Here is a 13,684-nt window from a genome sequence, read left to right on the forward strand (position 1 = left end):
CCTCAGCCTATCGGTCGGGCCGTGAGCTCCTCGTAGAGCGCCGTCGTCGTGTCGGCGATCGCGGCCCAGCTGAACTCCTCCGCCGCACGGCGCCGACCCGCCTCACCATATGCCCGAGCCTGCTCCGGATCCGAGACGACCTCGGTCAGCACGGCGGCAAGATCCGACACGTAGCGGTCCGGATCCACGGGCGTCCCSGTGCCGTCCTGCACCTGCTCGATCGGTACCAGCCGTCCTGTCACGCCGTCGACGACCACCTCGGGTATGCCTCCTGTCGCAGTGCCCACGACCGCGGCGCCGCAGGCCATCGCCTCGAGGTTCACGATGCCCAGCGGCTCGTACACCGATGGGCAGACGAACGTCGTGGCGGCAGTGAGGATGGCGGACAGCTCGTGACGCGGAAGGAACTCCTCGATCCAGACCACCCCGGTGCGGGTCGCGGTGAGCTCGGCCACCAGACCGCGCACCTCATCCAGGATCTCCGGGGTGTCCGGTGCTCCCGCGCAGAGCACGAGCTGCACCTCAGGGGGCAGCTTCTCGGCGGCGCGGAGGAAATACGGCAGGCCCTTCTGCCGAGTGATGCGTCCGACGAAGACGACGGACGGCCGCGACGGGTCGATCCCGTGCTTCGCGAGAACCGCGGGATCGTCGACCGGCTGCCAGGCGTCGACGTCGATGCCGTTGTAGATCACGTGCACCTTCGCCGGGTCCACCTGCGGGTACGCGCGCAGGATGTCGTTGCGCATGCCKCCGCTCACCGCGATGATCGCGGCCGCGTTCTCGTATGCGAGCCKYTCSAYGCCGCTCGAGACSGCATAGCCGCCGCCGAGCTGYTCSGCCTTCCACGGACGCAGCGGTTCCAGGCTGTGCGCGGTGAGCACATGAGGGATGCCGTGCAGCTGCGAGGCGATGTGCCCGGCGAAGTTCGCGTACCAGGTGTGGCTGTGCACCACGTCGGCCCCGGCGATGTCCGGCACCATGTCGAGATCCGTGCCGAGCGTCTGCAGTGCGGCGTTCGCATCGGCGAGTTCGGCAGGAGTCCGATAAGCCGTAACCCCCTGTTCATCCCTGTCCGCACCGAACGCCCTGACCCGTACGTCGACGCTCCCGCGCAGCGCTTTCACCAGTTCTGCGGCGTGCACGCCGGCCCCTCCGTAGATCTCGGGCGGGTACTCCTTGGTGATGATGTCGACGCGCATGTCCTGAAGGTAGTACATCGCGGCGACGGGGCTCTATGGTGGACGCATGTCGGCACCAAAGAAGGTTTTCGGGATCATCCTCGCCGGCGGCGAGGGCAAGCGACTCATGCCTCTGACGGCGGATCGGGCCAAGCCCGCCGTGCCGTTCGGCGGGCAGTACCGGCTGATCGACTTCGCGATCTCCAACCTGATCAACTCGGGACTGCGGCAGATCGTGGTGCTCACCCAGTACAAATCGCACAGCCTGGATCGGCATATCTCGCAGACGTGGCGGATGTCCGCGCTGCTCGACTCCTACGTCACCTCGGTGCCCGCTCAGCAGCGTCTCGGCAAGCGCTGGTTCTCCGGTTCCGCCGACGCGATCCTGCAGAGCCTGAACCTGATCCTGGATGAGAAGCCGGACATCGTGGTCGTGAGTCGCCGGCATCCGTCAACCGCTCGCACTCGCCTCGCAGTTCGGCGTCATCGACGTCGCGGGCGATGACTCCGGCCGCATCAACGAATTCCTGGAGAAGCCCTCCGATCCGACCGGGCTGCCGGACTCGCCGCACGAGGTGCTGGCCTCGATGGGCAACTACGTGTTCGACGCCGACGCTCTCATCGAGGCCGTCGAGGCCGACGGCGAGCTCGCAGGGTCCGACCATGACATGGGCGGCGACATCATCCCGTACTTCGTGAACCGCGGCGAGGCCGGGTTCTACGACATGAAGCAGAACGAGGTTCCCGGTTCCTCCCCGCGCGATCGCTCCTACTGGCGGGATGTGGGCACGATCGAGTCGTTCTTCGACGCGCACATGGATCTCATCTCGACGCTGCCGATCTTCAACCTCTACAACATGGAGTGGCCGATCCACTCCCAGGCGGTGAACTCGCCGCCGGCGAAGTTCGTGCGGGACTCCGTGGGGCGGATCGGAAACGCGATCGACTCCATCGTCTCGCTCGGATCCGTGCTCTCCGGCACACACCTGGAGCGCAGCGTGGTCGGCCCCTGGACCCTCGCCGCTGGCGGATCGACCATCACCGACTCCGTGCTCTTCGACGGGGTGAGGGTGGGCCAGGGCGCGCGCGTGCACCGGGCGATCCTGGACAAGAACGTGGTGCTGCTGGACGGTGCGACCGTGGGCGTCGATCGTGAGCGCGATCTCGAGCGCGGCTTCACGATCACGGAGACCGGGCTCACGGTGGTGGGCAAGGGGCAGCGCATCGAGCGCTGACCACTCCCCTGCCGTGATCGTCACAGCGGCGGAGACGGCCGACCCCGGCCGCTACGCTCGTCGAGTGACTTCCGCGCGCTTCCTCGTCGTCCTCGATGCCGATTCCACGCTGATCCGCAACGAGGTGATCGAGCTCCTCGCGGACGAGGCCGGGCGCCGCGCCGAGGTGCAGGCCGCAACCGAGGCCGCCATGCGCGGGGAGGTCGACTTCGCAACGAGTCTGCGCTCGCGCGTGGACGCGCTGGCGGGAGTCCCCACAGCGGCGTTCGAGCGTGTGCGGAGCCGCATCCAGCCCACCCCTGGCGTGCGCGAGCTCATCGCAGCGGTGCACGAGCGCGGCGGCGTGGTCGGCGTGGTCTCGGGCGGTTTCCACGAGATCCTCGACGCCGTCGCGCCCGCACTCGGCGTGGACCGGTGGCGCGCCAACCGTCTCGAAGTCCGCGGCGACGCCCTGACCGGACGGGTCGACGGAGACATCGTGGACGCCGCGGCCAAGGCGGCCTCATTGCGGGAATGGGCCGCCGAGCTGGGCGTCGCGCCGCACGCCACGATCGCGATCGGCGACGGAGCGAACGATCTGCAGATGATGGCCGCGGCCGGGCTCGGTCTGGCCTTCAACGCCAAGCCCGCCGTCCGCGCCGCGGCCTCGCTCGTGGTGGGCCCTGTCGACCTGTCCGAGGTCATCCCGCTGCTCCCCTGATAGCACACCCGTGTCGCCAGACCGGACGGCGCCGGGTCTGGCGCTTTGTCGGTGGGCCTGCTTAGCGTGGATCCATGGACATCCTCCTCGTTCCCGGCCTGTGGCTCGACGCCGACTCGTGGGCACCCGTGCTCGAACCGCTTCGCGCCGCCGGTCATACGCCGCGCCCGCTGACCATGCCCGGAGCCGGCGTCCCTGCGCCGGAATCGTCCGGCATCCGCATGAGCGACTGGGTCGACACGGTGGTCGCCGCGATCGACGAATCCGCGGGCGATGTGGTGCTCGTCGGCCATTCCGGAGGCGGCAACGTCATCTGGAGCGCCGTCGACGCCCGGCCCGATCGCGTGCATCGCGCCGTGTTCGTCGACACCGTCCCGCCTCCGCCCGGCAGCGGCATCAGCGAGTTCCCCGTCGTCGACGGAGTGATCCCGTTCCCGGGCTGGGACTTCTTCGACGCCGATGACGTCGCCGACCTCGATGCCCGGGCGCGGGCGGCGGCTGCCCAGACCGCGCAGAGCGTGCCGGCACAGGTGCCGACGGATCCGATCGCGCTCACGGATCCGCGTCGCTACGACGTGCCTGTGACGCTGCTCATGGGATCGCTCACTCAGCCCGAACTCGAGGGATACCTCGAGCAGTGGGGTTCGTACGGCGACGAATACCGCAGCATCCGCAACGCCGAGGTCGTGCGGATCGGATCCGGCCACTGGCCGCAGTATTCGGCGCCGGAGCGGCTCGCAGAGCTCCTGGTCGCGGCTGTGCACTGACAGCAGCGATCCCCGCCGGCTCGGCCCGTCAGGACTGCTTCAGTGCCCCATGCCGAGGCCGCCGTCGACCGGGATCACGGCGCCGGAGATGTATGCGGCGTCATCGGAGGCGAGCCAGGTGACCACCCCGGCCACCTCGTCGGCCGAGGCGAAGCGGCCCGCGGGGATGCTGGCCTTGTACTGCTTCTGCGTGTCCTCGGGCAGCTCGGCGGTCATGTCGGTCTCGATGAATCCGGGCGCGACGACGTTCGCGGTGATCCCGCGGGCGCCGAGCTCGCGGGTGAGGGAGCGCGCGAAGCCGACCAGCCCGCTCTTCGACGCGGCGTAGTTGATCTGCCCCGCCGAGCCGTAGAGCCCGACCACGCTGGAGATGAGGATCACCCGACCGAACCGCGCCTTGAGCATCCCCTTCGACGCGCGCTTCACGACGCGGAACGATCCGCCCAGGTTCGTCGAGACGACGCTGTCGAAGTCGTCCTCACTCATCCGCAGCAGCAGCGTGTCCTTCGTGATGCCCGCGTTCGCGACGACGATCTCCACGGGGCCGAGCTTCTGCTCGACCTCCGTGAACGCCGCGTCCACGGCCGCCGCGTCGGTGACGTCGGCGCGCACGGTCAGTGTGCCTTCGGGACCTTCGCCGCTGCGCGCGGTGACGGCGACGCGGTAGCCGTCACGCACGAAGCGCTCGGCGATCGCGCGACCGATGCCGCGGTTTCCGCCGGTGACGAGGACGACGCGATCAGTGCTCATGCGGGCTCCCAAGAATCGAGGTGTACGGCACGCAAGCCTATCGAGCGGAAGTGGCGGCAGGAATTGACAGAGCCCTGACGGCACGCGAATCTGTGAGGTGACCAGTCTCTGTGATCGACCGCGAGGAGCAGCATGAGCAACGACAACGGCGGCATCCCGCCCCAGGGCCAGCAGCCCCCCGCCTATCCCGGCGCGCCGGTGCCCCCGCAGCAGCCCGCCTACCCGGCCGCCGCCCCGCAGGCTCCGGTGCCGCCGGCGCCGGGCTACCCGGCCTCGGCCCCGCAGCAGCCGGCCTACCCCGCGCCGCAGCAGTCGACTGCGCCGTCTTATCCGGGTGCCGCCCCCGCGTCCCCCGGATACCCCGCGCCGTCGTATGCGCAGCCGTACGGCCAGCCGTACGCTGCGCCGCTGAAGTCGAACGGCCTTGCGATCACGGCTCTCATCTGCGGCATCGCGGGCGTACTCCTGTGCTGGCTCGCCTACATCGTGATCCCCTTCCTCGCATCGCTCACCGCGATCATCACGGGCCACATGGCTCTGGGGAAGATCAAGCGTGATTCGGCGCTCGGCGGCAAGGCTCTCGCGATCACCGGCCTCGTGCTCGGCTACGTCGGCGCGGTCCTCAACCTGATCATCGGCGTGGGCTTCCTCCTGCTGATCATCTACGGCATCTCGCAGGGCAGCAGCAGCTACTGATCCGCCGCCCCCGGCATCCCGCCCGGTCGCGGCGGCGTAGGCTGGAGTCATCGTGAGAAGGACTCCAGACGCCGCCGTGACCTCCCTCCCGCGCGCACCGCGTGACGAGGCGAGGAATCGTGTGCGCCACTACGTGATCACGATGTCGATCCGCATGATCTGCTTCGTGCTGATGTTCGTGGTGCAGCCGATGGGCTGGTGGACCTGGGCGTTCGGCATCGCCGCCGCCGTGCTGCCGTACATCGCGGTCGTCTTCGCCAATGCCGGCGACGACTCCGTACCCACCGGCGTCGAATCGCCGCGCATCGAGATCGAGGCCCCTGCCGAGGAGCGGCCCTCCGCGTCGCAGGAGCCCCCGGTGATCACGATCTCCGAGACCGTCGCGCATCCCGCCGAGCCGCGCTCGTGAACCCCAGGGAACCCGTCCTGAAATGCTCGCGTGCCGGCTGTCGCGCGGCGGCGACGCATCGGATCGTGTGGCGCAACCCGCGAATCCACGGACCCGAGAGGGAGAAGGTGTGGCTCGCGTGCGGCGAGCACCTGAGGTTCCTGTACGACTATCTGCGCGCCCGCGACTTCCCGGCGCGCATCGACACGGCCGTGGGTGAGGGCGAACTCGAATGATGCGCCAGCGCCTGCTCCGCTGGAGCGCGTACCTCGCCGTCGCACTCGTCTTCGCGGTCGTGTGCGCCTATCTGTCGAACTGGCAGTTCTCCCGCAATGACGGCCGTCAGACGCAGCTCGAGCTGGTGCAGCAGAACTACCATGCGAAGCCCGTGCCGCTCGGCGAAATGCTGGCGCCGGGAGAGGCTCTTCCCGAGAAGGCGCAGTGGCACCCGGTCGAGTTGCACGGCCGGTACGAGCCATCGGGACAGCTGCTGGTGCGCAACCGACCGCACGGCGGCACCAGTGCCTTCGAAGTGCTCGTGCCGTTCCGCACCGACGACGGACGCGTGTTCATCGTCAATCGCGGCTGGGTGATCGCCGGGGACGGATCCGACGTGCCGACGTCGATCCCGGCGCCTCCCGCCGGAGAAGCCACGGTGGTCGCACGGCTGCGTCCCGCCGAACCGCTGCCGCCGTCGGGCCGCGGGGCCCCTGAGGGCCAGGTGCCCAGCATCAACCTCGCACTCGTGGCGGACAAGATCGGCGACGGGTCCGCCGTCGACACCGGCGCATACGGAGAACTCGTCAGCGAGTCCCCTGCGCCGGCCACCCGCCCGCACGCCTTCGAAGCACCCTCCGACGACCCCGGTCCGTTCCTCTCCTACGCGATCCAGTGGATCCTGTTCGCGATCATGGGCTTCATCTTCATCGGATACGTGATCCGCACCGAGGTCGTCAAGCACCGCGACGAGGCCGCCGGTCGCGCCCCGCGCGGGCCGCGGCGCCGCCGCGACCGCGACATGGCCGACGAGGACGCCCTGCTGGACGCCGTCGAGCAGCACTGAGGCGCTCGATTCGCACCTCCGCGTCGTCGCCGCTCCGAGAGCGACGGCGGTCGAGCGTCAGGCGAGCTCGATGAGGTCCTGATACTCCTGGGACCAGATGTCCTCGACACCGTCGGGCAGGATCAGCACCCGCTCCGGGTTGAGCGACTGCACCGCACCGGGGTCGTGGGAGACGAGCACGACGGCGCCCTCGTAGTGCGCGAGCGCACCCAGGATCTCTTCGCGAGAGGCCGGGTCGAGGTTGTTCGTGGGTTCGTCGAGCAGCAGCATGTTCGCCGCCGAGACGACCAGCGTCGCGAGTGACAGACGGGTCTTCTCGCCACCGGAGAGCACGCCCGCCGGCTTGAGCACGTCGTCGCCGGTGAACAGGAACGATCCCAGCACCTTGCGCGCCTCGGTCTCATTGATGTCGGGGGCGGCCGACATCATGTTCTCCAGCACCGAGCGGGAGACGTCGAGGTTCTCATGCTCCTGCGCGTAATAGCCGACCTTGAGGCCGTGCCCGGGTTCGAGCTGACCGGTGTCGGGCTGGTCGACCCCTGCGAGTATGCGCAGCAGCGTCGTCTTGCCGGCGCCGTTGAGACCGAGTACGACGACTTTCGAGCCGCGGTCGATCGCCAGGTCGACATCGGTGAAGATCTCCAGCGAACCGTAGGACTTCGACAGCCCCGAGGCCATGAGCGGGGTCTTGCCGCAGGGCGCCGGCTTCGGGRAGCGCAGCTTGGCGACGCGCTCGACCTGGCGCACCTCGTCGAGCCCCGAAAGCAGCTTCTCCGCACGGGCGACCATCTGATGCGCGGCGGCAGCCTTGCTCGCCTTCGCGCCGAACCGGGCGGCCTGCTGCTGCAGCGAGGTCGCCTTCTTCTCGGCGTTCGCACGCTCCTTCTTGCGGCGCTCCTCATCGGCCACCCGCTGGCGCAGGTAGTTCTTCCAGTTCATGTTGTAGATGTCGATCATCTGACGGTTCGCATCCAGGTAGAACACCCGGTTCACCGTCTCGCCGACGAGCTCCACGTCGTGGCTGATCACGATCAGCCCACCCTTGTAACCCTTCAGGAACTCGCGCAGCCACACCACGCTGTCCGCGTCGAGGTGGTTGGTGGGCTCGTCCAGGATCATGGTCTCGGCATCGGAGAACAGGATCCGGGCAAGCTCGATGCGCCGCCGCTGACCGCCGGAGAGCGTCTTGAGCGGCTGGTCGAGGATCCGGTCCGGCAGCGACAGGTTGTTCGCGATCGACGCGGCCTCCGCCTCGGCGGCGTAGCCACCCAGCGCCTCGAACCGCTCGGTCAGGTTCCCGAATCGCTTCATCGCCTTCTCGGCGACGGCCTGATCCGACGAGCCCATCTGCTCCGAAGCCTCGCGCATGCCGAGCTGCAGGGAGCCGAGGCCGCGTGCATCCAGGATCCGGGTGCGTGCGAGCATCTCCGGATCGCCGGAACGAGGATCCTGCGGCAGGTACCCGAGCTCACCGCTGCGCTCCACCTTGCCGTCGGCGGAGATCAGATCTCCTGCCAGCACCTTCGTGAGCGTGGTCTTGCCGGCGCCGTTGCGGCCGACGAGACCGATCTTGTCGCCGTCGGCGACGCGGAAGGAGACGTTCTCCATGAGGAGACGCGCTCCCACGCGGATCTCGAGATCGTGCACGGCGAGCACAGCAGACGTCCGTTCTTCAGAAGGGGGTGAGCGGCCGGATGGCCAGCCTCCCAGTATAGGACGCGTGGCTGGGCCGGATCTGCGTGCCGGGGACGGGACGAGCGGGCCTCAGTCCAGCCCCCGCGCGGCGAGGGCCTCCCCCACCGCGTCGGCGTGCCGCAGCGTGCGCACGAGCAGGGGAACAGCCATCCGCGGCCCCAGTCGCACACCGCGGGCTTCCTGCGCTTCGCGGACGCGGCGCACGAAGCCGCCGACGACCGGGACCATCGTGAGAGTCAGCGACAGGACGAGGGCCACGGCCTCGGGGTTGACCCCGAGCGGTCGCAGCGGTCGGAGCAGCCATGCGATGACCGCCATCAGCTCGCTGGTCGATGTGGTGCGGGTGAGCAGTTCGGCCAGCAGCAGGAGCGCAACGAGCCGACCCGTGTTCACGATCGCCGCCGGGATGCCCACGAAGACCACGAGCGTCGCGCCCAGGATGAGCACCAACCAGCGCAGACGCCACCAGGCCTCCCCCAGAGCGCGAGCGCCGAGCCCGCCCAGCAGGAACAGCGCGCTGATCGCCGCCGCCGCACCGCCGACGGCGATGCCGGCGCCCTGCGTCGCCGGGACGAACGAGAAGGAGAACGCACTCAGCGCCAGGAGCGCGAGCTTGACCCCCGCGGGCGTCCGGTGCAGGAAGCCGGATCCGGGACGGTAGAGCGAGATCATCCCAGGGCCCTCAGGCGCAGACCTGCAGGTATGCGGAGATCACGTCGTCCGGCGCGCCCTGCGCGAGCACGCGCCCCTGCTCGATCAGCACGACCTCATCACAGCGCCCGGCGAGGTCGAGGTCATGGGTCACCAGGACGAGAGGCGCCTCCAGCTGCAGCAGCGCATCGCCGATGCGGCGGCTGTTGCGCAGGTCCAGGCGCGTGGTGGGCTCGTCGGCGACGACGAGCTCCGGACGGCCGATCAGCACCGAGGCCAGGGCGAGCAGTTGCTTCTGACCACCGGAGAGCTCCGACGCGGGCGCGTCGCGCAGCGCGCCCAGGCCGCACCAGTCCAGCGCCTCCTCCACGCGCGCGGTGCGCTCATCCGCGGGGAGGCCCCGCAGCGACAGCGCCAGATCCTCCGCGGGCGTCGGCATCAGGATCTGAGCCTCCGGATCCGCGAACACGAAGCCCACCCGGCGTCGCACCTCGCGCGTGTTCCGCGCCGGATCCAGGCCTGCCACGCGCACGGATCCGGTCGTCGCGACGTGAAGCCCGTTCAGCAGCCGGACGAGACTCGACTTGCCGGATCCGTTCGCGCCGATCACGGCGGTCCTTCGCGCCGTCAGCGTCATCGACACGTCGTCGAGGATCGTCCGCCCGTCCAGCTGCAGCGAGACCGCGCTGAGCTCGACGTCAGGCGACACGCGCAGCCGTCCGCAGGAACGCCCGCGGATAAGCCCGCTGCAGCGCGACGCACAGCACGGTGGCGGCGGCCGCCTTGATCAGGTCTCCCGGAAGGAAGACGAGACTCGACAGCGCCGTGGCGCCGAGCGGTACGCCTGTGACGAGCGCCTGTACGGGGATCCCGAACAGGTACACGACTCCGATACCCCCGAGCACGGCGGCCAGACCCGCTCGCCACCACGTGACACGACGCGAACCGAGGACCAGTCCGATCACGACGACGCCCGCGATCCAGCCCAGCAAGTACCCTGCGCTCGGACCGACGAACACCCCCAGGCCGCCTCGGCCGCCCGCCAGCACCGGAAGGCCGATCGCGGCCAGGGCGAGGACGGCGAGCACGGACAACGGCGCCAGACGCGGACCGAGGATCAGGCCGGCGAGCATGACGCCGAGCGTCTGTTCGGTGATCGGCACTCCCCCGGGCAGCGGGAAGATCACGAGCCCCAGTGCGATGATCAGCGCTGCGAAGACGGCGATGCGGGCGGCGTCGGCGCCCCACGGACGGGAGGTCGAGGTCATGGGTTCCCCTTCGGATCTGCATGCGCGCGGCGGATCGGTCACGGCCGGCGCGCTTCCTGAACAGTGTTCACCTGAACGGCGTTCAGTATACTCATCCGCATGACCCCTGCGCGCACCGGACGCCACGATCGCGAGCAGATCATCGGCGTCGCCCTCGAGCTGCTCGACCGCTATGGCCTGCCTGATCTGACCATGCGACGCCTCGCCACGGAGCTCGAGGTGCAGGCGAGTGCCCTCTACTGGCACTTCGACAGCAAGCAGGACCTGCTGTCAGCCGTCTCGGACCGGATCCTCGCGGGCATCCCCGAACCGACCCCCGGTGAGGACCTGCTCGATGCGGCGCACGCCGTACGCGATGCCCTGCTGTCGTACCGCGACGGCGCCGAGGTCGTCATGAGCTCCGCGGCTCTGCGTCCCGGGCCCTCCCGCGCAGAGGACGCGCTCCGCGCGGCGCTGTCGCCGACGCTTCCCGACGCGGGTCTCGCGGCCACGGCCGTCTTGCAGTTCATCCTGGGCCACACCACCCTCGTGCAGCAGCGCATGCACGGCGAGAGCTATGGCGCCGCGAGTTCCAYGGGCGCCCTGGACCGCGGTGGCCATGACGCCGCGGTGTTCGACGCGGGGATCACCCTGCTCAGCCGCGGTGCGGATCTGACCTCGACACCGCGCTGACGGCATCCGCGTCGGTCGCACCGGGTCCGTCCCCGATCCGCAGCCCGGGCAGCACCGCGATCACGATGGCGGCTGCCGACACGGCGAACACCGCAGGGAACCCCGAACCGCCGATCGGCAGGCTCACGAACAGCAGCCCCGCGAGGGCGATCGTCACCGCGGATCCCGTCGAATCCGAGATCGAGAGCGCCGAGGAGTTGAACCCTTCGTCCGCAGGCGTCGAGTAGGCCAGCGTGAGCACGTTCAGACGGGGGTAGAGCAGCCCGATTCCGCCGCCCGCGATCCCCCAGAGCACCACGACCGCCCACGGCATCGACCTCGTGACGGCGAGGGCGACGAGCCCGAGCAGCGACGCCGACAGCAGCGTCAGGCTGATGACGACCATCCGTCGGCTGCCCAGCCTCTCGCCGTACCGTCCCTGCACGGCGGACGCCGCCGACCAGGCGAGGGCGGACGTGGTCAGGGCGAGTCCGGCGATGGTGGGGCTGAAATCGAACCGCTCCATGAGCATCCTGGGCACGTAGGCCTCTGCCGCGAAAAACGCACCGGCGACGAGGCCGCGCATCAGCACGACACTGGGAAGTCCCGGCGCCGCACGCAGCGCCCCGGACGGAAGCAAGGGGCGGATCGCGAGGGCGATGGCGACGATCGCCGCGAGGGCGACGGGCCAGCCGACGGCAGGGGCGGCATCGGAGGCGAACCCGACGGCGACCGCGGCGACCGCGACGACGACGGAGAGCAGGATCCGGACGCCGATCCGCCCTGCGGACGGCGCCGTGTCCGCAGGGGCGGCGTGATCCTGTTGCGTGCGCAGGTCGACGGCGCGGAGCCGGACGATGACGAGCAGGAATGCGATCACGTTCAGCACGGCGACGCCGAGGAAGGTCCAGCGCCAGTGCACGAACTGCGCGACGGCACCGGCGAGGAACGGGCCGATCATCGACGGGACGACCCAGGCGGCCGCGAAGGCGGCGAAGATGCGCCCGTGCAGTGACGGAGGGTAGACCCGCGCCACCACGACGTACAGTGCGACCGTCTGCCCGCCACCGCCGAGTCCTTGGATGAGCCGGCCCAGCACCAGCGTGTACATGTCGGTGGCGGCCCCCGCGATCACCAGCCCCACGATGAACAGCGCGACGGCCGTGTACAGCGGCGCCCTCGGGCCGACCCTGTCACTCCATGCCCCGCTGGCGACCATGCCGATGACGCCGGTCGCCAGCGTCCCGGCGAAGGCCACCGCGTACAGCGCATCACCGTGCAGATCGGCCGCGACCAGCGGCATGACCGTCGTCACCGCCAGCGCCTCGATGGCGCCGAGGAAGATGAGCACGACGGATCCGACCGTGATGCCGAGTCGGTGGCGGTCCCAGATGGTCGCGGCGGGGGCCGGCGTGGTCACCCGCGCACCAGCGCCGCGATCCGGAGCACGGCTTCGGTCAGCACCTCCGGCGAGCAGCCCAGATTGATGCGGACATGCCCGCGTCCTTCCGCGCCGAATGTCGGTCCGCGGTTGAGCGCGACCTTCGCCTCGCGCAGTATCCGGCCGGCGGGGTCGTCGCCCCAGCCGAGGTCGCGGAGGTCGACCCAGGCGAGATAGCCCGCATCCGGGAGGCGGTAGCGTGCACCCGGGATGTGCTCGGCGAGCAGTCGACCGAGCAGTCGCCTGTTCTCATCGAGGGCGACGAGGAGGCCGTCCAGCCAGGCGTCGCTCGCGGGATCCCAGGCGGCTACCGCCGCCATTGCGCCGAAGAGGCCCGTGCGCCACTCCACCTCGGGCGGCAGTCCGCGCACCACAGCGGCGGTCTGCTCGCTCGCGGTGACCATGATCGCGCATTTCAACCCGGCGAGGTTGTATGCCTTGCTCGCACTGGTGACCGCGTAGCCGATCTCCGCCGCGAGCGGTGACGCGGCGAGGAACGGCGTGAAGTCGATTCCCGGCTGCACCAACGGCGCGTGGATCTCGTCGCTCACCACGACGGCCCCGTGTGCCGCGGCGATCTCCGCCAGCCGCGCCAGCACGGCGCGGCTGTGCACCGTGCCGGTGGGGTTGTGCGGGTTGCACAGCAGCACGGCGCGCGCACCGCCGGCGAGGGCGCGTTCGATGCCGTCGACGTCGAGGACCCAGGATCCGTCCGAGTCCAGGAGCGGCACGCGCTCCGCGACGCCGCCGGCTTCCTCGATGCAGTCGAAGAACGGCGGATACACCGGCGGCGCCACGACCACCCGGTCCCCCGGTGCCAGCACCGCGCGCAGGATCTCGACCACGCCCATCATCACGTCGCACGTGGATCTAATGTGCGAGCCCTGCACGCTCCAGCCGAACCGGCGCTGCGCGTACGCGACGAACGCGTCCCGCAGGCCGGGGTCGGGCGGGGTGTATCCGGTGTCGCCCAGCTCGATCGCCTGGTGCAGACGCTCGGTGATCGCTTCGGCCAGGGGGAAGTCCGTCTCCGCCACGAACAGCGGCAGCACGTCGTCCGGATAGGTACGCCATTTGGTGCTGGAGCGGCGACGAAGCTGTTCGAGCGGCAGCGCGCGGAGGGCTGGGGTGCGTGCGGCGGCGAAAGTCACCCTTCGAGACTATCGACGCGGGAACGCCGAAGGGTCTGACGCCGTCATAC

At 69.8% G+C, this 13,684-nt stretch carries 15 protein-coding genes and 1 pseudogene; 8 read left to right on the forward strand and 8 right to left on the reverse strand.

Annotation, left to right across the window (positions count from 1 at the left end):
- Positions 1–2: 2 nt before the first annotated feature.
- Entirely contained in the window at positions 3–1,199 is a 1,197-nt protein-coding gene (glgA, locus tag AC1DMN_RS15420; RefSeq protein ID WP_477384529.1) for a glycogen synthase, read from the reverse strand.
- A 46-nt stretch (positions 1,200–1,245) separates the two neighbouring features.
- Between glgA and AC1DMN_RS15425 the strand changes: the two are divergent.
- The 3 genes and pseudogenes from AC1DMN_RS15425 (at position 1,246) to AC1DMN_RS15435 (ending at position 3,880) form a co-directional block, all read left to right on the forward strand.
- A pseudogene (locus AC1DMN_RS15425) lies at positions 1,246–2,413 on the forward strand (glucose-1-phosphate adenylyltransferase).
- Positions 2,414–2,477: 64 nt separating this feature from the next.
- On the forward strand, positions 2,478–3,113 hold the full coding sequence (gene serB, locus AC1DMN_RS15430) for a phosphoserine phosphatase SerB (protein ID WP_441975860.1): 636 nt from the start codon (positions 2,478–2,480) through the stop codon (positions 3,111–3,113).
- 74 nt (positions 3,114–3,187) lie between these two features.
- Positions 3,188–3,880, forward strand: a complete 693-nt coding sequence (locus tag AC1DMN_RS15435; RefSeq protein ID WP_477229137.1) for an alpha/beta fold hydrolase — start codon at positions 3,188–3,190, stop codon at positions 3,878–3,880.
- Positions 3,881–3,919: 39 nt separating this feature from the next.
- On the opposite strand, the gene fabG is transcribed toward AC1DMN_RS15435, so the two are convergent.
- The gene (gene fabG, locus AC1DMN_RS15440) at positions 3,920–4,630 is read right to left on the reverse strand and encodes a 3-oxoacyl-ACP reductase FabG (protein ID WP_440731696.1); all 711 of its coding nucleotides are present in this window, start codon (positions 4,628–4,630) and stop codon (positions 3,920–3,922) included.
- Between the two features lie 132 nt (positions 4,631–4,762).
- On the opposite strand from fabG, the gene AC1DMN_RS15445 reads away from it, so the two are divergent.
- The 4 genes from AC1DMN_RS15445 (at position 4,763) to AC1DMN_RS15460 (ending at position 6,777) form a co-directional block, all read left to right on the forward strand.
- The gene (locus tag AC1DMN_RS15445; protein WP_477229138.1) at positions 4,763–5,326 is read left to right on the forward strand and encodes a DUF4190 domain-containing protein; all 564 of its coding nucleotides are present in this window, start codon (positions 4,763–4,765) and stop codon (positions 5,324–5,326) included.
- Between the two features lie 76 nt (positions 5,327–5,402).
- Complete coding sequence (locus AC1DMN_RS15450; RefSeq protein ID WP_441975857.1) at positions 5,403–5,735, forward strand: DUF3099 domain-containing protein; 333 nt, start codon at positions 5,403–5,405, stop codon at positions 5,733–5,735.
- 65 nt (positions 5,736–5,800) lie between these two features.
- The gene (locus AC1DMN_RS15455) at positions 5,801–5,950 is read left to right on the forward strand and encodes a hypothetical protein (protein WP_440731693.1); all 150 of its coding nucleotides are present in this window, start codon (positions 5,801–5,803) and stop codon (positions 5,948–5,950) included.
- Complete coding sequence (locus AC1DMN_RS15460) at positions 5,947–6,777, forward strand: SURF1 family cytochrome oxidase biogenesis protein (RefSeq protein ID WP_440731692.1); 831 nt, start codon at positions 5,947–5,949, stop codon at positions 6,775–6,777. Before AC1DMN_RS15455 ends, AC1DMN_RS15460 begins: the two co-directional genes overlap by 4 nt.
- 57 nt (positions 6,778–6,834) lie before the next feature.
- On the opposite strand, the gene abc-f is transcribed toward AC1DMN_RS15460, so the two are convergent.
- The 4 genes from abc-f to AC1DMN_RS15480 all read right to left on the reverse strand — a co-directional run bounded on the left by abc-f (position 6,835) and on the right by AC1DMN_RS15480 (position 10,391).
- Entirely contained in the window at positions 6,835–8,433 is a 1,599-nt protein-coding gene (gene abc-f / locus AC1DMN_RS15465) for a ribosomal protection-like ABC-F family protein (RefSeq protein ID WP_477384531.1), read from the reverse strand.
- 108 nt (positions 8,434–8,541) lie between these two features.
- Entirely contained in the window at positions 8,542–9,144 is a 603-nt protein-coding gene (locus tag AC1DMN_RS15470) for an energy-coupling factor transporter transmembrane component T family protein (protein WP_441975855.1), read from the reverse strand.
- Between the two features lie 10 nt (positions 9,145–9,154).
- A complete protein-coding gene (locus tag AC1DMN_RS15475; protein ID WP_477229139.1) occupies positions 9,155–9,832 on the reverse strand; it encodes an energy-coupling factor ABC transporter ATP-binding protein in 678 nt (225 codons plus the stop codon).
- The gene (locus AC1DMN_RS15480; protein WP_477229140.1) at positions 9,822–10,391 is read right to left on the reverse strand and encodes a biotin transporter BioY; all 570 of its coding nucleotides are present in this window, start codon (positions 10,389–10,391) and stop codon (positions 9,822–9,824) included. Before AC1DMN_RS15480 ends, AC1DMN_RS15475 begins: the two co-directional genes overlap by 11 nt.
- Before the next feature lie 99 nt (positions 10,392–10,490).
- Between AC1DMN_RS15480 and AC1DMN_RS15485 the strand changes: the two genes are divergently transcribed.
- Positions 10,491–11,063, forward strand: coding sequence for a TetR family transcriptional regulator (locus AC1DMN_RS15485; RefSeq protein WP_477384533.1), 573 nt, complete (start codon positions 10,491–10,493; stop codon positions 11,061–11,063).
- Here AC1DMN_RS15485 and AC1DMN_RS15490 read toward each other — a convergent pair.
- Positions 11,026–12,462, reverse strand: a complete 1,437-nt coding sequence (locus tag AC1DMN_RS15490) for an MFS transporter (protein ID WP_441975851.1) — start codon at positions 12,460–12,462, stop codon at positions 11,026–11,028. The genes AC1DMN_RS15485 and AC1DMN_RS15490 overlap by 38 nt on opposite strands.
- A complete protein-coding gene (locus AC1DMN_RS15495) occupies positions 12,459–13,634 on the reverse strand; it encodes a MalY/PatB family protein (protein WP_477229142.1) in 1,176 nt (391 codons plus the stop codon). Before AC1DMN_RS15495 ends, AC1DMN_RS15490 begins: the two co-directional genes overlap by 4 nt.
- Between the last annotated feature and the right edge of the window lie 50 nt (positions 13,635–13,684).

Source organism: Microbacterium sp. 01T413_2, from assembly GCF_056398985.1.